This is a genomic window from Alkalimarinus coralli (assembly GCF_023650515.1).
GTDB lineage: Bacteria > Pseudomonadota > Gammaproteobacteria > Pseudomonadales > Oleiphilaceae > Alkalimarinus > Alkalimarinus coralli.
Genome location: NZ_CP096016.1, coordinates 2,345,780 through 2,372,140, shown reverse-complemented (window position 1 = coordinate 2,372,140; position 26,361 = coordinate 2,345,780). Strand labels below are relative to the sequence as shown.

General features: G+C 44.1%; 21 protein-coding genes, 1 tRNA gene and 1 pseudogene. All 23 read left to right on the top strand.

Features of this window, described 5'->3' with window-relative positions; translation table 11 throughout:
• Positions 1–14: 14 nt before the first annotated feature.
• Positions 15–977, top strand: coding sequence for a metallophosphoesterase (locus MY523_RS10495; protein WP_250658714.1), 963 nt, complete (start codon positions 15–17; stop codon positions 975–977).
• Positions 978–1,048: 71 nt separating this feature from the next.
• Entirely contained in the window at positions 1,049–1,942 is an 894-nt protein-coding gene (locus MY523_RS10490; protein ID WP_250658713.1) for a rhomboid family intramembrane serine protease, read from the top strand.
• A gap of 298 nt (positions 1,943–2,240) precedes the next feature.
• On the top strand, positions 2,241–2,507 hold the full coding sequence (locus tag MY523_RS10485) for a YeaC family protein (RefSeq protein WP_250658712.1): 267 nt from the start codon (positions 2,241–2,243) through the stop codon (positions 2,505–2,507).
• A gap of 84 nt (positions 2,508–2,591) precedes the next feature.
• Positions 2,592–3,386 carry a DUF2797 domain-containing protein gene (locus tag MY523_RS10480; RefSeq protein ID WP_250658807.1) on the top strand — a complete coding sequence of 265 codons (795 nt, stop codon included), beginning with the start codon at positions 2,592–2,594 and terminating at the stop codon, positions 3,384–3,386.
• 115 nt (positions 3,387–3,501) lie between these two features.
• Positions 3,502–6,159, top strand: a complete 2,658-nt coding sequence (gene pepN / locus MY523_RS10475; protein ID WP_250658711.1) for an aminopeptidase N — start codon at positions 3,502–3,504, stop codon at positions 6,157–6,159.
• A gap of 354 nt (positions 6,160–6,513) precedes the next feature.
• On the top strand, positions 6,514–7,896 hold the full coding sequence (locus MY523_RS10470) for a DUF1329 domain-containing protein (protein WP_250658710.1): 1,383 nt from the start codon (positions 6,514–6,516) through the stop codon (positions 7,894–7,896).
• A 132-nt stretch (positions 7,897–8,028) separates the two neighbouring features.
• Positions 8,029–9,174, top strand: a complete 1,146-nt coding sequence (locus MY523_RS10465) for a WD40/YVTN/BNR-like repeat-containing protein (RefSeq protein ID WP_250658709.1) — start codon at positions 8,029–8,031, stop codon at positions 9,172–9,174.
• Positions 9,175–9,316: 142 nt separating this feature from the next.
• Entirely contained in the window at positions 9,317–11,713 is a 2,397-nt protein-coding gene (locus tag MY523_RS10460; RefSeq protein ID WP_250658708.1) for an efflux RND transporter permease subunit, read from the top strand.
• 228 nt (positions 11,714–11,941) lie between these two features.
• A complete protein-coding gene (locus tag MY523_RS10455) occupies positions 11,942–12,928 on the top strand; it encodes a TAXI family TRAP transporter solute-binding subunit (protein WP_250658707.1) in 987 nt (328 codons plus the stop codon).
• Positions 12,929–13,081: 153 nt separating this feature from the next.
• Positions 13,082–15,667: a TRAP transporter permease gene (locus MY523_RS10450; protein ID WP_250658706.1), complete on the top strand. Its 2,586-nt coding sequence runs from the start codon at positions 13,082–13,084 to the stop codon at positions 15,665–15,667.
• 228 nt (positions 15,668–15,895) lie between these two features.
• On the top strand, positions 15,896–17,818 hold the full coding sequence (gene thrS, locus MY523_RS10445) for a threonine--tRNA ligase (RefSeq protein WP_250658705.1): 1,923 nt from the start codon (positions 15,896–15,898) through the stop codon (positions 17,816–17,818).
• Complete coding sequence (gene infC / locus MY523_RS10440) at positions 17,818–18,360, top strand: translation initiation factor IF-3 (RefSeq protein WP_370301525.1); 543 nt, start codon at positions 17,818–17,820, stop codon at positions 18,358–18,360. Before thrS ends, infC begins: the two co-directional genes overlap by 1 nt.
• 112 nt (positions 18,361–18,472) lie before the next feature.
• Positions 18,473–18,661, top strand: a complete 189-nt coding sequence (rpmI, locus tag MY523_RS10435; RefSeq protein ID WP_250658704.1) for a 50S ribosomal protein L35 — start codon at positions 18,473–18,475, stop codon at positions 18,659–18,661.
• Between the two features lie 38 nt (positions 18,662–18,699).
• Positions 18,700–19,056 carry a 50S ribosomal protein L20 gene (gene rplT, locus MY523_RS10430; RefSeq protein WP_250658703.1) on the top strand — a complete coding sequence of 119 codons (357 nt, stop codon included), beginning with the start codon at positions 18,700–18,702 and terminating at the stop codon, positions 19,054–19,056.
• Positions 19,057–19,232: 176 nt separating this feature from the next.
• Positions 19,233–20,231, top strand: a complete 999-nt coding sequence (gene pheS, locus MY523_RS10425; protein WP_250658702.1) for a phenylalanine--tRNA ligase subunit alpha — start codon at positions 19,233–19,235, stop codon at positions 20,229–20,231.
• 171 nt (positions 20,232–20,402) lie between these two features.
• Positions 20,403–22,778: a phenylalanine--tRNA ligase subunit beta gene (pheT, locus tag MY523_RS10420; protein WP_338021779.1), complete on the top strand. Its 2,376-nt coding sequence runs from the start codon at positions 20,403–20,405 to the stop codon at positions 22,776–22,778.
• Positions 22,779–22,782: 4 nt separating this feature from the next.
• Complete coding sequence (ihfA, locus tag MY523_RS10415; protein WP_250658700.1) at positions 22,783–23,085, top strand: integration host factor subunit alpha; 303 nt, start codon at positions 22,783–22,785, stop codon at positions 23,083–23,085.
• On the top strand, positions 23,066–23,422 hold the full coding sequence (locus MY523_RS10410) for a MerR family transcriptional regulator (RefSeq protein ID WP_250658699.1): 357 nt from the start codon (positions 23,066–23,068) through the stop codon (positions 23,420–23,422). The genes ihfA and MY523_RS10410 overlap by 20 nt, the downstream gene beginning before the upstream one ends.
• A 150-nt stretch (positions 23,423–23,572) precedes the next feature.
• Positions 23,573–23,649: transfer RNA gene (locus tag MY523_RS10405), tRNA-Pro, on the top strand.
• Positions 23,650–23,874: 225 nt separating this feature from the next.
• Positions 23,875–24,111, top strand: coding sequence for a Kiwa anti-phage protein KwaB-like domain-containing protein (locus MY523_RS21945; RefSeq protein WP_370301505.1), 237 nt, complete (start codon positions 23,875–23,877; stop codon positions 24,109–24,111).
• An 88-nt stretch (positions 24,112–24,199) separates the two neighbouring features.
• Positions 24,200–24,439, top strand: a pseudogene (locus MY523_RS21940) (Kiwa anti-phage protein KwaB-like domain-containing protein); the annotation flags it as partial.
• A gap of 28 nt (positions 24,440–24,467) precedes the next feature.
• The gene (locus MY523_RS10400; protein ID WP_250658698.1) at positions 24,468–25,118 is read left to right on the top strand and encodes a DUF6933 domain-containing protein; all 651 of its coding nucleotides are present in this window, start codon (positions 24,468–24,470) and stop codon (positions 25,116–25,118) included.
• A gap of 139 nt (positions 25,119–25,257) precedes the next feature.
• A complete protein-coding gene (locus MY523_RS10395) occupies positions 25,258–26,280 on the top strand; it encodes a virulence RhuM family protein (protein WP_250658697.1) in 1,023 nt (340 codons plus the stop codon).
• The last annotated feature ends 81 nt before the right edge of the window (positions 26,281–26,361 follow it).

Here is a 26,361-nt window from a genome sequence, read left to right as displayed (position 1 = left end):
GTGCTGGAGGGGTAGTGGCGAAATCGCAAGGTTATGATCTGATAGGTGATGTGCATGGTTGCATGATGACACTGGTTAAGTTGCTGGAGCAGCTTGGATACAGCAAGAGAAACGGCATTTATCAGCACCCTAGCAGAAAGGTCGTTTTTATTGGTGATATAGTGGATCGTGGGCCTCGAATTCGAGAGGCGTTGCACATTGTTAGAGATATGGTAGAACATGGTTTTGCGCATATTGTAATGGGGAACCATGAATATAATGCGTTGGGCTATTGCACGAGAGCTCGGCCGGGGAGTGGCCATACCTTCCTGAGAGAGCATAATGAGCGACATGAACGCCTGATTCGGGAGACCCTGGATCAGTTCGAGTCCTACTCTACAGAATGGAATGACTTTCTTGACTGGTTTTACCAGATGCCACTTTTTTTAGACTTTGAAGACTTTAGAGTGGTGCATGCTTGCTGGGATCAGCAGTTAATAGCAACGTTTAAAGAACGATATGGCGGAAATTTAATTGATGAAGATTTTTTGCATGCATCTGCGGTTAAGGATAGCTTCGCAGGGCAGGTAATGGATAGACTTTTGCGGGGCACCGACATGCGACTTCCAAATGGAGAGAGTATTGTTGGCAAGGATGGTTTTACCCGCCACTTTTTTCGAACCAAGTTTTGGAATAATAATCCGGAAATATATCAGGATATTGTATTTCAGCCCGACCCGCTTCCCGAGCATATTGCCCAACACCGGTTGACCGAAGATGAAAAACGACAGTTATTAAGCTACGAATCTCACTTACCGCCGGTGTTCGTCGGGCATTACTGGATGTCTGGTACCCCTACCCCCATTCAACCGAACATTGCGTGCCTGGATTATAGCGCAGTTAAATACGGGAAGTTGGTGGCCTATCGTATGGATGGAGAGAAGACTCTCTCGAAAGACAAATTTGTATGGGTTGATGTTGTTAAGCCTGAAATGTGAGAGCGGGCAGGCTGGCTGTTCAGAAATGATATTTAAGTGGTTGTTATGCCATACTTGAAAAGGTTGATAGCGTGATAAAAGTAAGTGAAATTGATATCGATATTGATCTCTCTCTTTTTAGCCGCTGGCTTAATAGTCAACGAGTTCTTCATCGAATCGCGGAAGAAAACGGCTTTCAAGTGGTATGGGTTGAAGACATTAATGCGGAAGAGCCTGTAAGGTCGGCACTGGCGCGCTATCTCAGCGACAAGGAGTTTAAAGAGCAACTCGACAACTACAGCGCTCAACTGACATTTTCGTTTCAGCCAAAGGGCGCAGCGTTCCCCAGACCTACACCGCAGCAGGCACCAATGACAATGGCACTGATATGCATTTCTGTCATCGTAGCGTTCCTCACTGGCTTTGGAGAGGGCGGCCCTATCCTGCGTTCGCTGATGATTGTTAACCCAATGGCGAGTGAGATTTCGCTGTTATCCTCAAAGCTTGACATGCTGGTGATGACCTTTGCCCAGTTTGAACTCTGGCGAGTGATTTCCCCTGACTTTCTTCACTTTAGTGCAGCACATCTTATCTTTAATATGCTTATGTTCTGGTTTCTGGGGGGGCAAATAGAGCGTTCACAGGGGCGGTTGCGCTTTGTTGCTCTTTTTTTGGTCTGCTCAATTATTCCGAATATTGCCCAGTATTTAGAAGCTGGGCCTTTATTTGGCGGAATGTCCGGTGTTGTATATGGGCTCGTTGGCTATTGTTGGTTGTGGAGTCGCGTTAGGCCGGGTGAATTGGTGTTTCCGCCCGCGTTGATGGGGATTAGTGTTGTTTGGTTAATCATTGGTTATACGCCGCTGACAGAGGCGTTGCTAATAGGGCGAATGGCTAACTCTGCGCACCTGTTTGGGTTGTTGATGGGGCTTCTTTACGCCTTTATCGCGCTATCCTCTCACTCAAGAAAAGGCTTTGGAACATAAAAAGCCCCTCTATTAAAGAGGGGGTCACAATCCGTGAAGTTCCTGATGAGAGAGATCAGTTGAGCTTTAACACTCAACACAAATGATAATGATTATCATTTGTGTTGTAAATAGCTTATTTAATTAATTTTCCGGCTTGCCGAAATTAGTTGTGTTTTGACAGGTTGTATAGGTCGTTGGGTTGCCTGCTTTTATTGCTCACGGGTCATCAGGGCATTACTGACGGTAACAGTGAAACAATGGCTCAGGCCTTGTCTCATATGATATAGTCCGGGCTCGCTTTTTATGGATTACTATCATGACATTTGAAGAGATTATTCAGAAAATAGACCCCCAAATATACCAAAATCTGCGCACGGCTATTGAGCTGGGCAAGTGGCCGGACGGCAGAACACTGACTCGAGAGCAAAAAGAGATTTCTATGCAGGCAGTCATTTATTATGAGAACCAGGCAAACATCGATGAGTCTGACCGGATTGGTTTTATTGACAGGGCTAAGGTTGAGGCAACACCTTGTGCGTCCTCTGCAGAGCCAAAAGCAGTCGATGTAATTAATGTGGGTTAGCGTTTTTTTATCATGACAGGTAAAAATAAATTTTGATATCAAGGAGTTGGAGTGACATTATTAGGTGAAGGCCCTTTGTCGAAGATGGCTGTTAAATTAGAACAGCCTGTTAACTACACATTGGCATTGGGTGATTCCTCATTGAGTCTGAATGAGCTTGTGGGTCATAAAATCAAGATTCAGTATCAGGGGAAAATATCCTGCTGTCACTGCGGTAGAAATACGAGAAAGAGCTTTGCACAGGGTTATTGCTACCCTTGCTTTTCAAAGCTGGCATCATGCGACACATGTATTATGAGTCCAGAGAAATGCCATTATGCTGCGGGTACCTGCCGTGAACCCGAATGGGGCTTGAAGCATTGTATGACGCCGCATATCGTTTACCTGGCAAACTCTTCGGGCATAAAAGTCGGGATAACACGAGAAACGCAAGTACCGACCCGGTGGATAGACCAGGGCGCGATTGAAGCCATCCCTGTTTTTCGCGTATCGACCCGGCATTTGTCCGGCTTGGTTGAAGTCGCATTCAAAAAACATGTGACAGATAGAACAAATTGGCGCGCAATGTTAAAAGGGCAGGTACCTGAACTTGATATTGTCGAGGAGCGTGATCGTTTACTGGCGTTAGTCGAGGATGACATCAACCGTATACGGGATGACTTCCCTGAAGAGCTCGTGGAGCTTGTTGATGATAAGCAGACGCAGATGCAATATCCTGTTGACGTATGGCCCCAAAAAGTAGTGTCACTAAACCTGGATAAGGAGCCAGAAGTATCCGGGACGTTAATGGGGATAAAAGGGCAGTACTTGATACTTGACACCGGGTGTATCAATATTCGAAAGTTTGGTTCATACCATGTTGAAATTTCCGCCGCTTAACCCAAGCTATATAAATTGCATTGCTGTTACCGCCCGGAACGATAATATGCGGCTATGTTAGCAATCTGTTTTTCACACTAAAACATATCTATTAATTCTAAAAGTAGGCCAGGGAATGAAAGAAGCTCAGCCACGCACCATTTTTCTTAAGGATTATAAAAAACCACCATTCTTGATTGATGAAACCGTACTTCATTTCGATCTTAACGAGAAAAATGCGATTGTCAGATCTCGTTTGGATGTGAGGCGAAATCCTGATGCGGACTCAAGACCGAAAGATCTATATTTAGATGGTGTAGAACTTGAACTTAACTCTGTTGCTGTTGATGGTGTGCTGCTGAACAAGGGACAGTATGAAGAGCTCTCCGAGGGGCTGAAAGTTTTAGATGTTGCAGATACGTTTGTCCTGGAATGTGAAACCTTGATAAGGCCTCAAGAAAATACCTGCTTGGAGGGGCTCTATAAATCTTCATCGATGTTTTGCACGCAGTGTGAGGCGGAAGGGTTTCGCAGAATTACCTATTATCTTGATCGGCCTGATGTTATGTCTCGCTTTAAGACAACTATTTGTGCGGATAATTCTCTTTACCCTGTGTTGTTATCAAACGGAAATGAGACAGATAAAGGCGACCTGGATAATGGGCGGCACTTCGTTACTTGGGAAGACCCATTCAGAAAACCCTGTTACCTGTTTGCATTGGTCGCTGGTAACCTGCTGAATATTGATGATCAATATACCACAATGACCGGTCGCAAAGTCGATCTGCGTATGTTTGTGGAGCCTCAAAACAAAGATAAGTGTGAGCATGCGTTAAACTCTCTTAAAGCCTCTATGAAGTGGGATGAGGAGGTATATGGCCGCGAGTATGATCTTGATATCTTTATGATTGTTGCGGTTGATGACTTTAATATGGGGGCGATGGAGAACAAAGGGCTAAACATATTTAACTCATCCTGTGTTCTGGCCAAACCGGACACGGCCACCGATGCAACGTATCAGCGTATTGAAGCAATCGTGGCTCACGAGTACTTCCACAACTGGTCTGGAAACAGGGTCACTTGTCGAGACTGGTTTCAGCTCAGCTTGAAAGAAGGTTTTACTGTTTTCAGGGATGCTGAATTCTCAGCAGATATGAACTCTCGCACAGTGAAAAGAATTGAAGATGTAAATCTGCTAAGAACGGCGCAGTTTGCAGAAGATGCCGGCCCAATGTCTCACCCCGTCAGACCTGCATCTTTCATCGAGATATCAAACTTTTATACGCTAACGATTTATGAAAAAGGCGCTGAAGTTGTCGGTATGATCCATCGCTTGTTGGGTGCTGAGCTGTTCCGCAAGGGGAGTGATCTTTATTTTGAACGCCATGATGGTCAAGCGGTAACAACGGATGATTTTATACAGGCAATGCAGGACGCGAGTGGTAAAGACCTGACGCAATTCAAACGCTGGTACGATATTGCAGGAACACCGGTAATTGATGTTGATTATAGTTATGACAAGTCAGCTCAGACTTTTACGCTAACACTTAAACAGTCTTGTCCGTCAAGTAATGCTGGAGATGCAGTCGAGCCGTTTCATATACCTTTTGCATTTGCGCTGCTTGACAGTAATGGGTGCAACATTCCTTTAATACAACAGGATGATGCTGTGTTTGCTAACGCACCAACGGAGCTGGTTCTGGATTTTGTCGAGCAGGAACAGACCTTTGTGTTCCAGCATATAGAAAAGACGCCTGTGCCCTCTCTGCTTCGAGGCTTCTCTGCCCCGGTTAGGTTAAAAGAGACTCATAGCCGTGACCAGTTGCTGTTTTTAATGAGCAACGAAACGGATGGTTTCAATCGTTGGGATGCAGGGCAAAAGCTCGCGGTTGATATCATTCGTTCAATGTCAGAAGACTACATAAAAGGAGAACCACTCTCCGTGGACTCCCGGTTAATAGAGGCGTATAGAGGTTTGCTAATAAGTAAATCAATTGACAAGGCGCTGTTGTCAAAAATGCTATTGCTGCCATCTGAGTCTTACCTGATTGAGTTGTCAGAGGTTGCGAATGTTGATGCGATCCATCATGCGCGTAACTTTGTCCGGGACACGCTTGCCAATCAGCTAAAACCTGAACTTATGCAATGCTATCACGATAACTCTGATCTTGATGTGCCGTATAGTGCGGACTTTACATCTATCGCCAGAAGGTCGTTGAAGAACACCGCGTTGGCGTTGTTGCTGTCAGCGGGTGACCCTGATGCTTTAGCCTTGGCTGAATCTCAGTACGCAAACGCTGAAAATATGACCGATCAAAGTGCTTCATTGATCGCGTTGGTTAACTCTGACTTTTCAGAGCAGCGTGAGGCCGCTTTAAAATCTTTCTACGCAAGATGGAGCAAAGACCCTCAAGTTGTTGAGCAGTGGCTGTCTATTCAGTGTGGAAGCCCCAAATATGGGACGTTGGAGAACGTAAAAAGCCTTATGTCTCACGAGGCGTTCGATATTAAGAATCCAAACAAAGTCCGCTCTGTAATTGGTGCATTTTGTAATCAGAGTCTGGTGAATTTCCACATGGCGAGCGGGGCAGGGTATGAGTTTCTTGCAGATAATGTAATTAAACTCAACACGCTTAATCCGCAAATAGCCTCAAGATTAGTTACGCCCTTAACTCGCTGGAAAAAGTTTGATCAAGACCGTCAGGCGCTTATGCAAGGACAGTTAAAGCGAATATTGGGTGAGGAAAGCCTGTCTAAAGATGTTTACGAAGTCGTTTCAAAAAGCATTAAGTAACAAAAATAGCACTTTGGACTGATAGACAGATACTGGGAATATGCTAAAAATATATAGGGTAAGCAGTGCTTTCTCGATTTTTCTATAAGTTGATGCCATTAACTCTTAATGGCAGAACGAATAATTTATAGCAGAAGTATGGTTTTGCGCATCGAGGGCAGGGACGTATCAAATGTGTATTTCAAGAAGGGAGTGCTGGCTTCCAGCTTGATTTCAATTTGGCCGTAGTTATAAAAATAAGTGTGACAGAATAATAATAAATTTGCTTACGGAAAAAATATAACCGTGGACTTACATCCACAGGTGTTAGGTTTTTATGCCGATCATCAACTTTGATTTGTACTAGGTAATAATATGCAGAAAAGAAATATACTGCTAAGCGGTTTGATTATATTCTCGCTTTTCTCGGCAGGCGCTAATGCGAAAGTCTCTTCTCAGGAGGCTCAGAAACTGAAAGGTGAGCTTACACCCTTCGGTGCTATCAAAGCCGGAAATGAAGATAAAACAATTCCTGAATGGACTGGAGGGCTGACGGAAGCGCCGGATGGGTATAAGAAGTCTGGCCAGCACCATATTGACCCGTTTCCCAACGACAAAATATTATTTACTATTACTGCGCAAAACGTTGAAAAGTATAAAGATAAGCTAACACCTGGACAGTTAGCGCTTTTCAAAACCTACCCAACGACTTATAAAATGCCGGTGTATCAATCGAGGCGTACGCACGCTGCACCAAAGTGGGTTGAAGAGAACGTATTTAAAAATGCAACCACAGGAGAGTTGGTAAGAGGTGGTAGCGGTATTAAAAATGCCTACGGCGGGGTACCTTTCCCAATCTTAAGTGGTGATGAGAGTCAGAAGGGGCTTCAAGCCATATGGAATCATGTTACTCGCTGGCGTGGCGTGTTTGTTACTCGTCGTTCATCTGAAGTGAATGTGCAGCGAAATGGTGACTTTACACCAGTGACATCTCAGCAAGAGGTGTTTTTTAACTACTACAACCCTGAAGGGAATGAAAAGAAGTTAAAGAACGTTCTGTTTTATTATCTGTCTTTTACGAAGTCTCCAGCTCGTCTGGCGGGTGGGGCGGTACTGATTCATGAAACAATGGATCAGATTAAAGAACCGCGCCAAGCCTGGGGGTACAACTCAGGGCAGCGACGTGTAAGACGAGCGCCAAACCTGGCATACGATTCTCCTATTGCGGCATCTGATAATCTGCGTACGGCTGATGATACCGACTTATATAATGGTTCGCCTGATCGGTACGACTGGGCTTATAAAGGGCTTAAGGAAGTTTATATTCCTTACAACAGCTATAAATTGAGCCAGGGTGATGTCGAGTACAAAGATCTGCTAGGGGTCTCGCACATCAATCCAGACCTTACTCGCTGGGAATTGCACCGAGTGCATGTGGTTGAGGCAAATCTGAAGAAGGGTTCACGTCATATCTACAAGAAACGAGTATTTTACCTCGATGAAGATAGCTGGAATGCTGCAATGGTTGACCAGTACGACAACCGAGGCGAATTATGGCGTGTAAGTGTGGCATTTTTGAAAAACTTCTATGAGCTTCCTGGTGTCTGGACTGCATTAGATGTTTTTTATGACTTGCAGGCTCGTCGTTATCATGTCCAAGGGTTGGATTCAGAAGAGCGTGAAACACGAATCTTTGAAAATAAAATTCCTAATAAGCGATACTTTAAGCCATCATCCCTCCGAAGAAGAGGGCGTTAATTACCAAGAGGTAGCTGAGGGAGGGTTTAAGAATTCTTCCTCAATTTTTTTATTTAGAGCAAGGGATTAGTTGCGAACGAAACGGTTTTTACTATCCTGAATGATACTATCGTTATAACAAAGGCTTCTCTAATGAGACACTGCTTTCATAAATTACTAACGCAGTTATTGGTTTTTTTCCTACTTTCTGTATTTATCTCGTCTACCAGTCATGCATTAGAAGATGTATTAGATGCGCCTGCAATGCAGACTGAGATAGCTCATGAGTCCCTGTTGCTTGATGTCGCAGAGGCTGGAAAGCGACTCGTTGCGGTTGGTGAGCGCGGGCATATTATTTATTCTGATGACCAGGGTAGTAGCTGGACTCAGGCAAGTGTTCCTGTATCTGTAACCTTAACTGCGGTTCATTTTCCTACTGAAACACATGGTTGGGCTGTAGGGCATGGAGCGATTATTTTGCACTCGAGTGATGCGGGTGTGACATGGAAAAAACAATTTGACGGAAATCTGGCTAATCAGCAAGTTATAGATCACGCCGAAAAGAGGGTGTCTGCTCTTGAGGAAAAGCTTGAATCCGCCCCGGAAGACCAGCAGGGAGATATAGAGTTTCAATTAGAAGAGGCCCAGTTTGGATTAGAAGATGCGCAGTTTGATGCTGAAACCGGGCCAAGTAAGCCTCTGCTTGATGTTTGGTTTGCTAACGAAAATAAAGGGTTTGCTGTTGGCGCATATGGCTTTTTCTTTGAAACTGAAGATGGTGGAAAGAGCTGGTTTAACGTATCAGACCGGATTGAGAATCAAGACCGGTTTCATTTGAATGCAATCACAGAAGTTGTGGGTGGTTCTCTCTTCATTGTTGGCGAGGCGGGTAATATTTTTAGAAGTAATGATGCCGGTGAAACCTGGGATAGTCTTGATAGCCCTTATGAAGGGTCGTTTTTTGGTGTGAGCGGCACGGGTAATGTCAACGAAGTGTTAGTGTTTGGGCTGAGAGGAAACCTCTATAGATCAACTGATCTTGGTGCCAGGTGGACACGTATAAACAGTAATAATGAAGCAACTTTAATTGCTGCCCAGCATAGCGATGATGGCATTATTGTTGTTGTAGGCAATTCCGGTATTGTCATGGTTAGCGGAAATTCTGGTGAGTCTTTCCAGCCGGTTATTCGAGAGAATAGACAGGCGTTGGCCTCTGTTCATGTGCTTAAAAACGGAAATCTTCTGTTGGTGGGTGAGCATGGTGTCGATATTAGCGGGCCTACAGGGCGAAAATTATAGTTCGCTAGTACTTTTTAAATAATTATTGTTGTCATATTAGACGTTTTTAACACAGATAACCTGAATGAATCATTCGTTTTTTGATTGACGGTGGGGTGTGTTAAAAATGAATTTGTCGCTTTTTGAGCAAGAGGAATAGTGAATGTCAAACCCCAAGCATGATAAGGGTGAACACTATCTACTAACACCGAAGGCAGAGCCTTTCCTGGAACGAGTTATTTTTAATAACCGTTTTTTTATTCTGGTTATGTTTCTATTTTTGACCGCGTTTTTGGGTTACAACGCCGTCAATATAAAACCAGATGCATCGTTTGAACGATTGATCCCTCTAGAGCACCCCTTCATTGTTAATATGATGGAGAACCGAGAGGATCTGGAAAACCTTGGAAACTCCATCAAAATAGCGGTTGCAGTAGAAGAAGGCGATATATTCACCGAAGAATATATGAGCACGCTTCAAAAGATCACAGATGAGATGTTTTATCTATCTGGGGTAAATCGAGCTGGGCTTAAATCGTTATGGACCCCCAATGTGCGTTGGGTTGAAGTGACAGAAGAAGGGTTTCAGGGTGGGCCGGTTATCCCTGATGGCTATAACGGTTCAAGGGATAGCTTAGAAAGCCTTCGACAGAACATTCTTAAGTCTGGTCAGGTGGGGAGCCTCGTTGCGGATGACTTTAAATCGACCATTATTTATGCACCTCTTTTCGAAATCAATCCGGAAACTAATGAACCGCTAGACTACAAAGCGTTCTCGTTGGAGGTGGAAGAGAAAATCCGTGAGAAGTACGGCAAACCTAATCCAAATATTAATATACACATTATCGGTTTTGCTAAAAAAGTAGGTGACTTGATCGAAGGTATTGGCTCTATTGCAATGTTTGCTTTGGTGACCATTACACTAACGACAATCTTTTTGTTTTGGTATTCGCGCTGTTTTGCAGGAACGATAGTCCCGGTTATAACCTCAATTGTGGCGGTATTGTGGCAACTGGGTATCTTGAGATTACTGGGGTATGGAATGGATCCATACTCAGTATTAGTGCCGTTCCTGGTCTTTGCTATCGGTATAAGTCACGGGGTTCAGATCGTTAACCAAATGGCTGTAGAAGCGGCTAAAGGTTTTGACGCCATGACCTCTTCAAGGCTCGCATTCAGGCAGCTCTATATTCCCGGAATGTTAGCGCTGGTGAGTGATGCAATTGGCTTCTTAACGCTTCTATTTATTCAGATCGATGTAATAAGAGACCTCGCTGTCGCAGCAGGTGTTGGGGTTGCTGTGATTATTATCACAAACCTTGTTTTGCATCCGCTTATTATGTCGTATGTAGGTATTAGTAAAGGTGGCATTAGGCATGTTCAAAACCATGGGGAGAAACAAGATCGAAAATGGCGCTTGATGTCGTTCTTCTCGCATCCCAGTGTTGCACCAATTTCCATTCTAATAGCGATTCTAGGGTTTGGCCTCGGAATCTATTATCAGAAGGACCTTAAGATTGGTGACTTGGATAAAGGTGCACCTGAGCTTCGCCCCGACTCACGGTACAATGTCGATAATGAGTATATTATCAGTAACTACAGTACCAGTGCTGATGTACTGGTTATTATGGTCGAAACGGAGAAAGAGAAGTGTACTGACTATCGCGTTATGGACGCAATGGACAGGCTTCAGTGGACGTTGGAAAACTCTCCAGGTGTCGAATCAACTGCATCTCTTGTAACTGTTTCAAAGCTGGTTACCAAAGCGCTTAACGAAGGTAACTTCAAGTGGTTTGACTTATCCCGAAACCAGACCATCATCAACTCGTCTATACAGCGCGCACCGTCAGGTCTAATTAACACAAACTGTGACATGACACCTGTTTTGGCATTTTTGAAAGATCATAAAGCTGAAACGCTGGACAGTGTTGTTGCAACGGTAGAAAAGTTTGTTGAAGAAAACCCAAGTGAGGACTACACCTTCTTGCTTGGTGCAGGAAATGCGGGTGTAGAGGCAGCGACAAATCAGGTTATATCAAAAGCTAAAGATATGATGCTGTTTTTTGTCTATGCTGTTGTGAGCACCCTTTGCTTCATAACTTTCCGTTCGATCCGTGCTGTTATTTGTATTGTTACGCCTCTCGGCTTAACGTCTGTATTGTGTGAAGCGTTGATGGCTCAAATGGGGATTGGTATCAAGGTTGCCACACTACCCGTGATAGCGCTGGGTGTGGGGATTGGTGTTGATTACGGCATCTATATTTACACCCGCTTAGAAAAATTGCTGATCGAAGGGAAGCCTCTTCAGGAAGCTTATTTTGAAACGCTACGTACTACGGGTAAAGCGGTAGCATTCACTGGCGTGACTTTGGGTGTGGGCGTATTCACCTGGATATTCTCGCCGATTAAATTTCAGGCCGATATGGGCATACTGCTGTTCTTTATGTTCATCTGGAATATGATTGGTTCTCTCTGGTTGCTGCCTGCATTAGCCAGGTTCTTGCTAAGACCAGACAAAATGGTGGCAAAGGCGAAGCTGTCTGAGGCCAATGCCAGCTAAAAAGAAAATATCCTGAAAAGCCCGCTTTGCGGGCTTTTTCTGTTTTATAACCCATGATATAAGGCTAAAAGAGTGCCTGTTTTTGGGCTTAATTATCAGTAACTACTTTATTTTATTGTATTTATAAGCTAGTTTTTAAATTGTTTAATGTTGTGAACTTATGTATTAAGACCAATTTTGTTCTCACTGGATGTAAGGTGAGGGGAATATAGATAAAGGGAAATCAGTATGGCTCTAAAAACGAAAATAGCTTCAGTTATTATGGCGGCTACCGTTGGTATCGCAGCTTCAGCGGGTGTGAATGCAACACCTAAAGAACAACGCTTCATTACTATCGGAACAGGAGGGGTGACAGGGGTTTACTATCCGACAGGTGGTGCAATATGTCGCTTGGTTAATAAATCTCGTAAAGAGCATGGCATCCGCTGTTCAGTTGAAAGTACCGGTGGTTCAATTTATAACCTGAATACTATTCGTGAAGGCGAGCTTGATATGGGGATTGTTCAGAGTGACTGGCAGTTCCACGCATATAATGGAACAAGCAAGTTCTCAGATTCAGGGGCAAACAAAGACTTGCGCGCAGTTTTCTCTGTTCACCCAGAGCCGTTTACAGTAGTCGCTCGTAAAGATTCTGGTATTAAAACCTTCGAAGACCTAAAAGGTAAGCGAGTTAATGTAGGTAATGCCGGGTCTGGTCAACGTGCGACGATGGAATTGCTGATGTCCGAGAATGGCTGGACAATGGATAGCTTTAAGCTTGCTTCTGAGCTTAAGCCTTCTGAGCAGTCAAAAGCGCTTTGTGATAACAAGATTGACGCGATGGTTTACGTGGTCGGCATCCCATCCGGGGCGATTAAAGAGGCTACCACTTCGTGTGACAGTGTAATTGTGCCGGTTAGCGGTGGTGCAGTAGACAAGCTTATTTCTGAGAACCCATACTTCCGTAAGGCAACTATTCCTGGTGGCATGTACCGTGGAACGGATAGTGACGTGACTACATTTGGTGTAGGCGCCACGTTTGTGACCTCATCAAACGTGCCTGAGGATGTAATCTATCAAGTGACTAAAGCCGTATTTGAGAACTTCGATAGCTTCAAGCGCCTCCATCCTGCTTTTGAAAACCTTGAAAAAGAAGCAATGGTTAAAGACGCCCTTTCAGCGCCGCTCCACCCCGGTGCAGTGAAGTATTACAAAGAAGCCGGTTTAGTTAAGTAACCAGGCTTGAATAAAACAAAAGGAGGTTTCCTCCTTTTGTTTCCAATTATTTGTTTACAGTTATGCGAAGTGTTTTTTGTAGTTTCTTTTAACGAGAGGCTTCTAAAAACGTTTTAGCAAATTCTTGTTTATCCAGCAGAGTATTTCTCAGTTATGAATGACGAAAGACCAGACGCAGATAGTGTGACTGATTCCGAAAATAGAGAAGTGATAGATAATATTCTTCAAGCTGAGACAGGGGGGAGAGCTTCTACGGGTATTCCCGCAAAAGTCCTGCTTATAGTGCCATTTTGTTGGTCACTGTTTCAGCTTTGGGTTGCTTCTCCTCTGCCGTTTGAATTCAACTTTGGTGTTTTTAACGAAGATCAGACGAAGTATATTCATTTAGCGTTCGCTCTGTTTTTAGCATTTACTGCGTTTCCGATGTTTAAAAATAACACTGGTCGCATTCCTGTTATTGACTGGGTATTTGCATTGCTGGGTGTGGCGAGTGCGCTCTATTTGCTGGTATTTAAAGACCAGCTGGCAGGGCGGTCTGGTGCGCCTATTGCCTTTGACCTGGTTATCGGCGTTATTGGTATGGTATTGCTTCTTGAGGCAACAAGAAGAAGCTTGGGGTTACCGTTAATGGTGGTGGCGATGGTTTTTCTGGTCTACACCTTTGGCGGCCCTTATATGCCAGACGTTATCGCCCATAAGGGAGCCAGTTTAAGTAAAACGATATCTCACCAGTGGTTAACGACGGAGGGGGTTTTTGGTGTTGCTCTCGGCGTATCTGCAAGCTTTGTGTTTCTATTTGTACTTTTCGGTGCGCTATTAGAAAGGGCTGGTGCGGGTAACTATTTTATTAAAGTTGCCTACTCATTGCTCGGGCATATGAGAGGCGGCCCAGCAAAAGCGGCAGTTGTATCGAGTGGTTTAAGTGGTTTGATATCAGGTTCTTCAATAGCGAACGTTGTGACGACCGGTACATTTACCATTCCACTAATGAAACGAGTTGGCTTTCCTGCTACCAAAGCAGGGGCAGTGGAAGTGGCGGCATCGACTAATGGCCAGTTAACGCCTCCAATCATGGGAGCCGCAGCATTCCTTATGGTTGAGTACGTCGGGATTTCCTATCTGGAAGTTATCAAGCATGCAATCTTGCCAGCATTAATTTCGTATGTAGCCTTGGTTTATATTGTTCACTTGGAGGCACTCAAGCTAAATATGCAGGGCATCCAGAGATCGGTAAAAACAACGGTGAGTCAAAAGCTACTTTCGTTTATGACTGTATTTGTCGGGCTGATGGTTCTCACGCTCCTGGTCTATTACGGTATGGGCTGGATAAAGGTGTTGGCCGGGGACTCTACGGGCTATATCGTGACGCCATTACTCCTGATCGCGTATATTGCGCTGGTTAAATATGCTTCAAAATATCCAGAGTTGGAAATAGATGATGAAACCTCTGACATGACTCGGCTACCTGAAGTGGGGCCAACCGTAAACGCAGGGCTTCACTTTCTGTTGCCCGTTGTTGTACTGGTTTGGATGCTGGCGGTAGAACAGCGCTCGCCAGCTTTATCCGCGTTCTGGGCAACATTGGTCATGGTGTTTATTGTATTAACCCAAAAGCCACTATTTAGCTTCTTTAGAAAGCAGAAAGAATACACGAGTGCAGTGCTTGAGGGTATTGATGACTGCTTTCATGCGTTGGTGACTGGTGCTCGAAATATGGTAGGTATTGGCGTGGCAACGGCAGCCGCCGGAATAGTCGTAGGAACTGTCACGTTAACTGGCATAGGCTTGGTGATGACTGAGTTTGTCGAGTTTATTTCGGGTGGCTCTATGATTATGATGCTGGTTTTTACAGCCGTTATCAGTCTTATACTTGGCATGGGGTTGCCAACCACCGCAAACTACATTGTTGTTTCGACACTCATGGCACCCGTTATCGTCTCTCTGGGTGCTGAGCATGGGCTGATAGTGCCTCTTATAGCTGTTCATTTGTTTGTGTTTTATTTCGGTATTCTTGCTGATGACACGCCGCCTGTTGGTTTGGCGGCGTATGCAGCGGCGGCAATATCGGGGGCAGATCCAATCCGCACCGGGGTGCAGGGGTTCACATATGATATACGAACCGCGATTCTGCCATTTATGTTCATCTTTAATACTCAATTGCTGCTCATAGGCATTGATCACTGGTATCAACTGGTACTCACGATATTTTCAGCGGTCATTGCAATGCTTGTCTTTTCCGCTGCAACTCAAGGGTACTGGTTGGTTAAGTCCCGTATATGGGAGTCTCTAGTGTTAGTGCTGATTGCGTTTACGATGTTTCGACCAGGTTTTTGGTGGGACATGGTCTACCCACCCTTGGAGCAGCTGGGGGCGCAAACAATATACGAGCAGATTGATCAGACGCCAATTGAGGGGCAGTTGAGAATCATCGTGGAGGGTGAAACACTCGATGGTGATCACGTTAATAAGCGTGTCATGCTCACAATGGGAGAGGGGGAGACCGCACAAGACAGATTGAAAGAGTCAGGTTTGGAGCTGAGAACTGAAGAGGGTAGAGTCTTTGTTGACAGCATGGGCTTTGGCTCACAGGCAGAGCAGGCTGGCATTGACTTCGATTGGGAAATTATGGCGATAGAAGCTAAAACAGATCGTCCAACCAAAGAGTGGGTGTTTATCCCGGCACTGTTACTGCTTATGGCGTTAGGTTGGAATCAGTGGCGGCGAAGGGACGTTGATTGACCGATTATATAGGGATATAAAAAAGCAGGCGCTACAAGCCTGCTTTTTTGTTTGACCGTAACTAAAACGCCCTCTCAATAGCTGCATTTCTTATACGCGCATCATCTATTTGTATATTAACGAGTTCTTTCTGATGGCAATCGCTATTTCATCTTGCTAGAATCGCCCGTTCGAATTTTTAATCATGTGATCTTTAGTGGGGATCACCACTGAAAGGGGTTTTATAGTATGCCAGTCATCACTCTTCCGGATGGAAGTCAGCGCGCTTTTGATAGCGCCACAACGGTTGCAGGTGTTGCAGCTGATATTGGTCCCGGGCTCGCTAAAGCAGCTTTAGCTGGCAAGGTTAATGGGGAGCTGGTTGACACATCATATGTCATCGAAAATGATGTGGATTTAGCGATCATAACGGATCGTGATGAAGAAGGGTTAGAAATAATCAGGCATTCCACCGCTCACCTTCTGGCTATGGCAACTCAACAGCTATTTCCTTCTGCGCAGGTCACAATAGGCCCGGTTATCGAAGATGGCTTTTTCTACGATTTTGCCTTTGAGCGCCCCTTTACTCCTGAAGATTTAACTCAAATTGAAAAGAGAATGAGTGAGCTGGCGAAAGCGGCTTTGCCCGTAAGTCGTTCGGTCATGTCTCGCGACGAGGCTATTGCCTTATTTGAGGAAAAAGGAGAGAAGTACAAGGTCGAGATTATTCGTGATATTCCGGGTGATGAAGATCTGTCATTTTATAGTCAGGGAGACTTTATTGACCTCTGCCGTGGCCCGCATGTTCCTTCGACTGCGAATATAAAAGCCTTCAAATTAATGAAGGTGGCAGGAGCATACTGGCGTGGAGATTCCGATAATGAAATGCTTCAGCGTATCTACGGCACTGCCTGGTCAAACAAGAAAGACCTAAAAGCTTATGTTCACAGGCTTGAAGAGGCAGAAAAGAGGGATCACCGAAAGATAGCGAAGAAGTTGAACCTGTTTCATACCCAGGAAGAAGCGCCGGGAATGGTGTTTTGGCATTCCAAAGGTTGGACTATTTACAATGTTCTCGAAAGCTACATGCGCAACCTTTTAAATCGCCAAGGCTATGAAGAGGTTAAAACCCCGCAGCTGGTTGATAGAACACTTTGGGAGAAGTCGGGTCACTGGGATAAATTCAGCGACATGATGTTTACCACGCATTCAGAAAGTCGTGATTTTGCAGTTAAACCCATGAACTGCCCATGTCATGTACAGATATTTAACCAAGGCTTAAAAAGTCATAAAGACCTCCCTTTGCGCCTTGCGGAGTTTGGGTCCTGTCACAGGAATGAACCTTCAGGAACGCTGCACGGTTTGATGCGCGTTAGGAACTTTACTCAGGATGATGCTCACATATTTTGTACTGAAGAGCAGATGCAGGAAGAGGTGAGCCGCTTCATCGATCTGTTGTTTGAGGTTTATCGCGATTTTGGTTTTGAGGATGTGCTGCTGAAGTTGTCCACTCGACCAGAGAAACGAGTGGGTTCTGATGAGGTTTGGGATCGTTCCGAAGCAGCACTTGAAGAAGCGCTGAATAGCAAAGGGCTTGATTGGGAATTACTTCCTGGTGAAGGTGCTTTCTATGGTCCTAAAATTGAGTTTTCATTGAAGGACTGTATTGGGCGTGTTTGGCAGTGTGGAACCATACAGGTTGATTTTTCAATGCCGGGCCGACTGAGTGCACAGTATGTATCTGACGATCAAAGTCGACAAACGCCTGTTATGTTGCATAGGGCTATTTTAGGTTCGTTTGAGCGATTTATTGGTATCTTGATTGAGCACTATGAGGGCGCATTTCCATTTTGGTTGGCGCCTGAGCAAGTTGCGATTCTCAATATTACCGACCGTCAAGACGATTATTGCCTAAAATTGTCAGAAAAATTGCAAGATCTTGGATATCGAGTACATATAGACTTGAGAAACGAGAAGATTGGATTTAAAATCCGTGAGCACACATTAAACAAGATTCCTTATCTATTGGTTATCGGTGATAAGGAAGTAGAGAATAAAACGGTCGCTATTCGCACCCGCACAGGTGAAGACTTGGGTGTTATGACGTTGGAAGAGCTTGAAGTGGTATTCCAAAAAGAAATGGCGAAAAAAGGTCGGATAACAACGGAGTAATAACAATTAAGCGTAATAGTCAGGGTAGCCGAGCAAAAAAAGCTCCAATTAACCAAAATATTACAGCTACAGAGTGCCGCCTAATAAATGCGGACGGTGACCAGGTTGGGGTTGTAGCGATGGAAGAAGCCTTGGATATGGCTCAGAAAGCCAGTCTCGACTTGGTTCAAATAGCCGACTCTGATCCGATAGTCTGTAAAATTATGGACTACGGAAAAAAGGTTTTTGAAGAGAAGAAGCAGAAAGCGGCACAGCGCAAGAAGCAAAAACAGACCCAGGTTAAAGAAATTAAATTAAGACCAGGGACGGAAGAAGGGGATTATCAGGTAAAACTGCGCAACCTGATACGTTTCCTTGAAGCCGGGGATAAGGCTAAGGTAACTATTCGTTACCGAGGTCGCGAGATGGCTCATCAGGAGATTGGCATGCAGCTGCTTAACCGAATCGAAAGTGATTTGGAAGAGTATGGTGCTGTTGAACAAAGGCCGAAGATGGAAGGTCGGCAGATGATGATGGTAATCGCCCCGAAAAAGAAAAAGTAACGTTGACGTTAATAGATCTCTCTGAAGAGTATCTGAATTACAGATATGCACTTGGAGGGATTTTCTATTTTCTGAGTTGCTCCTTTTATTAACGAATGCGGAGTTATGTATTATGCCAAAAATGAAAACCAAGCGCGGGGCAGCAAAGCGCTTTAAAAAGACAGCTAGCGGATTCAAGCACAAGCAATCCTTCACCAGCCATATTCTGACTAAGAAAAGCACCAAGCGTAAGCGTCAGTTACGTGGTTGTAAGCAAGTAGCAGCGAGTGATCAGCCATTGATCAAGCGTATGTTAGCTTAATAATCGCCTTATTAAAGATTAGATAGAAGGATTGTAATATGCCTCGCGTAAAACGTGGTGTGAACGCACGTCGTCGTCACAAAAAAGTTCTAAAGCAAGCAAAAGGTTACTATGGAGCTCGTAGTCGAGTATTTAGAGTAGCTAAACAGGCGGTTATTAAAGCAGGTCAGTATGCTTACCGTGACCGTCGTCAGCGTAAGCGTCAGTTCCGTGCTCTATGGATCGCTCGTATTAATGCTGGAGCTCGTATCAACGGTTTGTCATATAGCCGTTTGATTGCAGGACTGAAAAAAGCAAATGTTGAGATTGATCGTAAAGTGCTAGCTGACTTGGCGATGAATGAGAAGAATGCATTTGCAGCAGTTGTAGAAACCGCTAAAGCAGCGCTTGCTTAAGTCGATCTTCTCGATTGTAGAAGTATGCAATAAGCATAAATTTATCAGTGCAAAGTTTTATTGCTAATACTGTTTTAATAGTAGACGCTATCCAAAGCAAGCACTTTTAAATTAATGTGGTCGAACAATAGGGGAAGAGTCAGCTCTTCCCCTATTTTTGTTTTGGAGCAGGTTAGATGGATAATCTTGATCAATTAGTTACACAGGGCCTAGAAGCCGCAGAAAAAGCCCAAACGGTACAAGAGTTAGACCAGGTTCGCGTAGACTTTCTTGGAAAGAAAGGTCAAATCACTCAGCAATTAAAAACTCTGGGAAAACTCTCTCCAGAAGATCGACCTAAAGCTGGCGCCCTTATCAACAAGGCGAAAGAGAAAGTCCAGGCTGTTATCGTAGAGAAAAAACAAGGTTTAGAGCAACAACAGCTTAACGCAAAGCTTGAATCAGAAGCGGTTGATGTGACGTTACCTGGGCGTAGTCAGGAACTTGGTGGTTTGCATCCTGTTACAAAAACAATGCAACGTATTGAGCAGTTCTTTTCTCAGTCAGGTTACTCTGTTGAAGTGGGGCCTGAAATTGAAGATGACTACCATAACTTCGAAGCGCTTAATATTCCAGGGCACCACCCTGCAAGAGCGATGCATGACACCTTTTACTTTAATGCAAACTCATTATTGAGAACACACACTTCACCAGTCCAGATTCGGACGATGGAGTTAGGCAAGCCTCCTTTTCGAATGATCTGCCCCGGCAGAGTCTATCGCTGTGACTCTGATCAAACGCATACACCGATGTTTCACCAGGTAGAAGGCCTGCTTGTTGAAGAAAATGTTAGTTTTGCAGATCTTAAAAGCACTATAGAAGAGTTCTTGAGAGTATTCTTCGAAAAAGACTTGAAAGTCAGGTTCAGACCCTCTTATTTCCCGTTTACAGAGCCATCAGCAGAAGTCGATATTGAGTGGGGACAGGACGCAGAAGGGAATACCAAGTGGCTGGAAGTAATGGGATGCGGCATGGTTCACCCTAAAGTATTTGAAGCGAGCGGTGTGGATGCGGAAAAATATTCAGGTTTTGCATTTGGCTTGGGTGTAGAACGTTTGGCTATGCTCCGTTACGGCGTAAATGACTTGAGAATGTTCTTTGAGAACGACTTACGCTTTTTAAACCAGTTTAAATAGATCAATACTTGCCAAAAATTAGGTTGGGTTGTTAAAGGCGGATGGTTTATCTCCGTTCGTCATTAGTAATATTTTTGTCGTTTGTATTTATATATCGAAAAGGGAGCGGGTAATGCTCGCCCAGAATTAAGGCAAATAGACTTTTCGATACAACAGCATATTAGTGAGAAGATAATGAAATTCAGCGAACAGTGGCTTAGGGAGTGGGTTAATCCCAATATCAATACAGAGGAGTTGGTTTCACAGATTACCATGGCTGGTTTAGAGGTTGATGGTGTAGAGCTGGTTGCCGGTGAATTTGTTGGTATTGTTGTTGGTGAGGTATTGTCTGCTGATAAACACCCGGACGCTGATAAGTTAAGTGTCTGCCAGGTTAACGCCGGCGATGAGACCTTCCAGGTTGTATGCGGCGCACCAAATGTTAGAGCCGGACTAAAAGTACCTTTTGCAATGGTTGGTGCAGTACTGCCTGGTAATTTCAAAATCAAAAAAGCGAAGCTGAGAGGGGTAGAGTCTCAGGGAATGCTTTGTGCCGAGTCTGAACTTGGGATGGCAGAATCTTCTGACGGTTTAATGGAGCTACCGGCTAATGCGCCTGTTGGTCAAGACTTTAGGGAATACATGAAGTTAAATGACCGGATGATTGAGGTGGATTTAACCCCCAACCGGAGTGACTGTTTATCTATTGCTGGGTTGGCCAGAGAAGTGGGTGTATTAAACAAGACTCTGGTAGAGCAGCCCAAGATCAACACATTAGAGCCGAGCATTAACGATTCGTTTGCGATCAACATCGATGTGCCTGCTTTCTGCCCGAGGTATATAGGACGTATTATCAATGGCATTAATGTAAATGCCGAAACTCCGCTTTGGATGAAAGAGAAGTTGAGGCGGAGCGGGTTGAGAAGCATTGACCCGGTTGTTGATGTGACTAATTACATTTTGCTTGAGTTTGGTCAGCCAATGCACGCTTTTGACTTGGATAAGCTATCTGGGTCTATTAATGTACGAATGGCAAGCGAGCAAGAAAAAATTACGTTGCTGGATGGGCAGGATGTAGAGTTGCGCTCTGACACCCTCGTTATTGCAGATGAAGAAAAAGCACTGGCAATAGCCGGTGTAATGGGGGGAGAGTCTTCAGCAGTTAGTGACAGCACGGTAAATATCTTTCTCGAATGTGCCTACTTTGATCCAATAAGCATCGCTGGTAAGGCTCGTTCTTATGGCTTGCATACTGACTCATCTCATCGCTTTGAAAGAGGTGTTGATTATAAGCTTCAGCGGAACATGATAGAGCGAGCTACTGAGTTGTTACTGGAAATAGTCGGTGGTGATGCGGGGCCTGTTTCAGAAAAAGTTTCGAAAGCAGACTTGCCATCGAGAGAATTAGTAGAACTACGATATGCTCGCGTTGAATCGTTGCTTGGGTTAAAAGTGGGCAAAACAGAAGTTGAAGAAATACTCACCCGGCTTGGTTTGTTTATTGAGAAGCTGACTAAAGATGGCTGGTTAATAAGAGTTCCTTCTTATCGATTTGACATATCAATCGAAGCTGACTTGATTGAAGAGATCGGACGAATCTACGGTTACAACAACTTGCCTGTTACCAGCCCTGTTGGCAGTTTGGCGTTGAAACCCAACGATGAGTCAATCACGCCGATAGCAGAAATCCAAAATCACTTGGTTACCTTAGGCTATCAAGAAGCGATCACCTATAGCTTTGTAGACCCAGAGCTACAACAGAAGCTAGACCCAGAGCATGAAGGCATTGCGCTGGCCAACCCAATATCTGCAGACTTGTCTGTGATGAGAACCACGCTATGGACTGGTTTGTTGAAAGCGCTGATGTACAATCAAAACCGCCAACAGGATAGAGTACGGTTTTTCGAAACAGGGTTGAGGTTTGTTAAAAAGGGTGATGATTTAGAACAGGTTCCAATGTTAGCGGCTGTTGTAAGTGGCAATCGCCAGCCTGAAAACTGGGCCAATGAAAACGCTGCAATCGACTTTTTCGATGTAAAAGCAGATTTGGAATCGCTTTTTTCTCGTTTAGGGGGAGAATTTCTGTTTAGAAAGGGCAATTTACCTGCTCTTCACCCTGGCCAAACCGCTGAAATTGTTAAAAATGGTGAAATAATTGGATATTTGGGCGCTTTACACCCAGAAATTCATAAATCGCAGAATTTAAATGGCCCAGTTTATTTATTTGAGCTATGCTTAGATCAAATCGTTAAAGGTAACGTGCCGCAATGTAAAGAATTTTCGAAATTTCCGGAAGTTCGCAGAGATTTAGCTATCATTGTTAATAAAGAAGTAGAGTTTGGAGATGTGAGGTCTTCAATCATCGAAAAGGCAGGTGATTACCTTATCGATCTGAAAGTGTTCGATGTGTACCAAGGGCAGGGTGTTGAGCCAGGCAAAAAGAGTTTAGCCATCGGTGCGACTTGGCAACATGTTGAAAGAACATTGAATGACGATGAGATTACCCAAACCTTCAACGATATAATTGACGTATTAAAAGACCGATTTGGTGCAATACTAAGGAGTTGAATCTATGGGGGCTTTAACAAAGGCTGATATGGCTGAGCGCCTCTATGAAGAAGTAGGCTTGAATAAAAGGGAAGCAAAGGAGATGGTGGAGTCATTTTTTGACGAAGTCAGATCCTCCCTTGGTCATAATGAACAAGTGAAGCTTTCCGGGTTCGGGAATTTTGATCTTCGAGATAAAAAACAGAGACCTGGACGCAATCCTAAAACGGGTGAAGAGATTCCGATAACTGCTCGTAGAGTGGTTACGTTTCGTCCTGGACAGAAGTTAAAAGCGAAAGTAGAAGCATATGCTGGAACCCAGTCATAACGATGAACTGCCCCCGATACCGGGCAAACGCTACTTCACTATAGGTGAGGTGAGCGACCTTTGTAGTGTAAAGGCTCATGTTTTGCGCTACTGGGAGCAAGAGTTTCCTCAGTTGTCGCCTGTGAAGCGACGCGGTAATCGCCGTTATTATCAGAGGCAAGATGTATTGACGATTCGTCAGATTCGCAGCTTGTTGTATGATCAAGGTTATACGATCGGGGGAGCTAAGCAAAAGCTCACTAGCGAAGATAGCGTAGAAGACTCTACGCAGTATCATCAAATAATTCATCAGATGATCGCTGAGCTTGAAGAAGTTTTAGTGGTACTCAACAGCTAAAACATCTGAGCACAATGCTAAAACGCTCGCTGACGTGGGCGTTTTTTTATTCTTGATGTTTAATAACAGATTTCTTTATTTATTTAGAGAGTTAGGTTATTATTCGCACCCGCTTGAGGAACACCCCTTATACCTTGAGCAAATGAGTGTCGGGGCGTAGCGCAGCCTGGTAGCGTACATGCATGGGGTGCATGTGGTCGGAGGTTCAAATCCTCTCGCCCCGACCAATTTCTTGTTTATATCTCACCTATAAATCCAACTTAAGCTTCTGAATACCCGACTTCCTGACTCGCTACATCTCAATGTCCATCGTTGACATTCAGGCTCATTTCCCTAACACTCAGACTCACGATAAAGAATGGTTCAGGGGTAGTAATCAGCAACAAAGTTTAGACTTAAATTTTCCTAGAAAAACAAAGTTGTAGCCAACCCATGGCAACGAGCGAAGGAACGTGACGTGTATAGCCTATCAATTTACCCGTCTTATTTCGCTCAAAAGCATCCCTGATACTAGGCTGAAGAAGATTGAGGATGAGTTCTTGAGGGTAAGCCCTGGTTTTCAATTAGCGAGAATTGCGGGTGAATCATTTGTATTTGATCTAAGCGCGATTGAGAAGGCTTTTGGCTTTGATTCGATTATAAAGAGCGAAGCACAGCGGGTATTAATGCGATTGAAGAGATTGAGCTAGTTGAAAATGCTGAGGTGCTCCATGAGCTTCTAGATGATATCAAATATGCAAGGCGTTCTATTAAAGTGGCAAAGCTTCTCCCGTATTACAAGCAAATATAGAAAATAACCAGATCATCTCTTTTTGTAAGACTTTCCCTAAATTGGCAAACCGTATTCGGTTAAATGAGGATGAAACAAAAATCGGTTTAGATACGAAGGTGTCGAAGGATTTGTTTATAAAGTTGTTGATGGATGATTATCTGACATCGGAGCTTACGCATTTTCATTATGAAAGCGTGTCGAAAGATAGTGCGGGTGAGGCAAACGAGTCTCAAGGAGCAGGTTAGTGGTATATCTTAACGAAGAGATAGCTAAATGATCAAAATCCACGCCACCAAAAAACTAGCAGCCAAATTGCCAGTCGATGAGCAAGGCTTCCTGCCGCCAGATAAAAATGCACCACCACTATCGGGCAAAGAAGGTGATATTAAAGAAAGCGCATTGAGTGGCTGGCACGCTAACCTGATTACGCTACAGCGGCGAAACTGTATTTTGCTCGTACACGACGTAACCCGCTTCCCTTTGTTTATTCCCTGTTTAACCAAGCCTGACTTAGTCAGGTTGGACTGGCATTTTCAAGATGCCTTTATGAATACTTTACTCAAGATCGGTGCTGACCAAACAATGATGGAGTGCGCCGAACCTTTGTTGCAGGTTTTGTGCTTTGATACGGATTGCAATCGTTCTGTGCAAGGCACGATGAATCAAATGAAAGGTGATATCGAGCATATGCTGTGGTTCGATAATGTGAAGGTTGAGGATATTTCTCCCTATCGAACAGCGGCTTGGTTGGCAGATCGACCTTGCACGATTAAAGGCCAGAAAGAGTGTGTCTGGCCCATTCAGGCAATGGGTGAATTATTAGGTAGTTCGATAGCGCCTATGCAGGGTATTAAGCACAAGCAAACGGTTGAGAGTAGTGCTGAGATTATTGAATTGAGCCAATATAGAAATCAATCAAACTAACCAGCATGGTAAATCAGTCGTAAATTTTAAGTTTACAACTGGGGGATAAACCCAGATATCAAAAAAATTTATCAAGGATATGGTGGATAAACCCAAACTATTTGTAATAGGAACCAAGGAAGGCATTTGAGAAATGAGTATGAACGATATTAAAACCGCTTTACCTATTGCGCTGTTTACCAGTCAGGATGGTAAAACACGCCTGCAAATTCGTTTGCAGGACGATACATTATGGCTTAGCCAAAAGCAGATAGCCGAGTTGTTTGAGAAGTCACCAAAAACGATTAGTGAGCACTTGGTAAATATCTACGATGAAGGTGAGTTGGAACCTGATTCAACTATCCGGAAATTCCGGACAGTTGCCCGGGAGGGCGCGCGAGACGTGGAACGCTTGCGTGATCACTACAATCTAGATGCAGTATTAGCGGTGGGTTATCGTGTTCGTTCAAATCGAGGTATGCAATTTAGAAAATGGGCGACAGATGTTCTGAAAGAATATCTGATCAAAGGTTTTGCCATGGATGATGGGCGTCTGAAAAATCCTGATCGAGACCTGGACGCTGATTATTTTGATGAGCTCTTGGAGCGCATTCGTGACATACGTGCATCTGAAAGACGCTTCTATCAAAAGATCACTGATATTTACAGTACCGCTAGTGACTACAATGCCAATGCGCAAACCAGTCAAGTCTTCTTTGCTACTGTGCAGAATAAACTACATTGGGCTATTCATGGTCATACTGCTGCGGAATTGGTTAAGGAGCGAGCCGATAGTAGCGCACCGAATATGGGGTTAACTAATTGGAGCGGCGGTGCGATTTCCAAAAAAGACGTCAGTGTTGCCAAGAACTATCTCACTCAAGATGAATTAAATGATTTGAATCGCGTGGTTACCATGTATTTGGACTATGCGGAAAATCAGGCTAGACGAAAGCAAGTTATGACTATGCAGCAATGGGCTGATAAGTTAGATGCCTTTTTGGAGTTTAACGATCACTCAGTTCTTTCAAATGCAGGAAAGATCTCTCAGAAGATCGCTAAACAACTCGCTGAAGCTGAGTACGATAAGTATGTAGTGCAGAGACGAGTTTCAAAAGAGACTGAAACAAGTGACTTTGATAAGTTTGTTGAACAAACAAAGCGGCTTGATAAACCAAAATAGGAATAATAGAACTCGACCAGTTTAGGAAATGTTGATCATTAGTTAACTGACTGGCATTTCAGCAAAACTTGATTTGTGTAG

What these genes read in the sequence shown, in the direction of transcription:
- MY523_RS10450 (WP_250658706.1), top strand. Translation starts at nt 13,082, where the DNA reads ATGAATGACGAAAGACCAGACGCAGATAGTGTGACTGATTCCGAAAAT.
- ihfA (WP_250658700.1), top strand. Translation starts at nt 22,783, where the DNA reads ATGGGGGCTTTAACAAAGGCTGATATGGCTGAGCGCCTCTATGAAGAA.
- rpmI (WP_250658704.1), top strand. Translation starts at nt 18,473, where the DNA reads ATGCCAAAAATGAAAACCAAGCGCGGGGCAGCAAAGCGCTTTAAAAAG.
- MY523_RS10485 (WP_250658712.1), top strand. Translation starts at nt 2,241, where the DNA reads ATGACATTTGAAGAGATTATTCAGAAAATAGACCCCCAAATATACCAA.
- MY523_RS10480 (WP_250658807.1), top strand. Translation starts at nt 2,592, where the DNA reads ATGGCTGTTAAATTAGAACAGCCTGTTAACTACACATTGGCATTGGGT.
- MY523_RS10410 (WP_250658699.1), top strand. Translation starts at nt 23,066, where the DNA reads ATGCTGGAACCCAGTCATAACGATGAACTGCCCCCGATACCGGGCAAA.
- MY523_RS10400 (WP_250658698.1), top strand. Translation starts at nt 24,468, where the DNA reads ATGATCAAAATCCACGCCACCAAAAAACTAGCAGCCAAATTGCCAGTC.
- pheS (WP_250658702.1), top strand. Translation starts at nt 19,233, where the DNA reads ATGGATAATCTTGATCAATTAGTTACACAGGGCCTAGAAGCCGCAGAA.
- thrS (WP_250658705.1), top strand. Translation starts at nt 15,896, where the DNA reads ATGCCAGTCATCACTCTTCCGGATGGAAGTCAGCGCGCTTTTGATAGC.
- pepN (WP_250658711.1), top strand. Translation starts at nt 3,502, where the DNA reads ATGAAAGAAGCTCAGCCACGCACCATTTTTCTTAAGGATTATAAAAAA.
- MY523_RS10455 (WP_250658707.1), top strand. Translation starts at nt 11,942, where the DNA reads ATGGCTCTAAAAACGAAAATAGCTTCAGTTATTATGGCGGCTACCGTT.
- MY523_RS10395 (WP_250658697.1), top strand. Translation starts at nt 25,258, where the DNA reads ATGAACGATATTAAAACCGCTTTACCTATTGCGCTGTTTACCAGTCAG.
- MY523_RS10460 (WP_250658708.1), top strand. Translation starts at nt 9,317, where the DNA reads ATGTCAAACCCCAAGCATGATAAGGGTGAACACTATCTACTAACACCG.
- MY523_RS10465 (WP_250658709.1), top strand. Translation starts at nt 8,029, where the DNA reads ATGAGACACTGCTTTCATAAATTACTAACGCAGTTATTGGTTTTTTTC.
- MY523_RS10470 (WP_250658710.1), top strand. Translation starts at nt 6,514, where the DNA reads ATGCAGAAAAGAAATATACTGCTAAGCGGTTTGATTATATTCTCGCTT.
- rplT (WP_250658703.1), top strand. Translation starts at nt 18,700, where the DNA reads ATGCCTCGCGTAAAACGTGGTGTGAACGCACGTCGTCGTCACAAAAAA.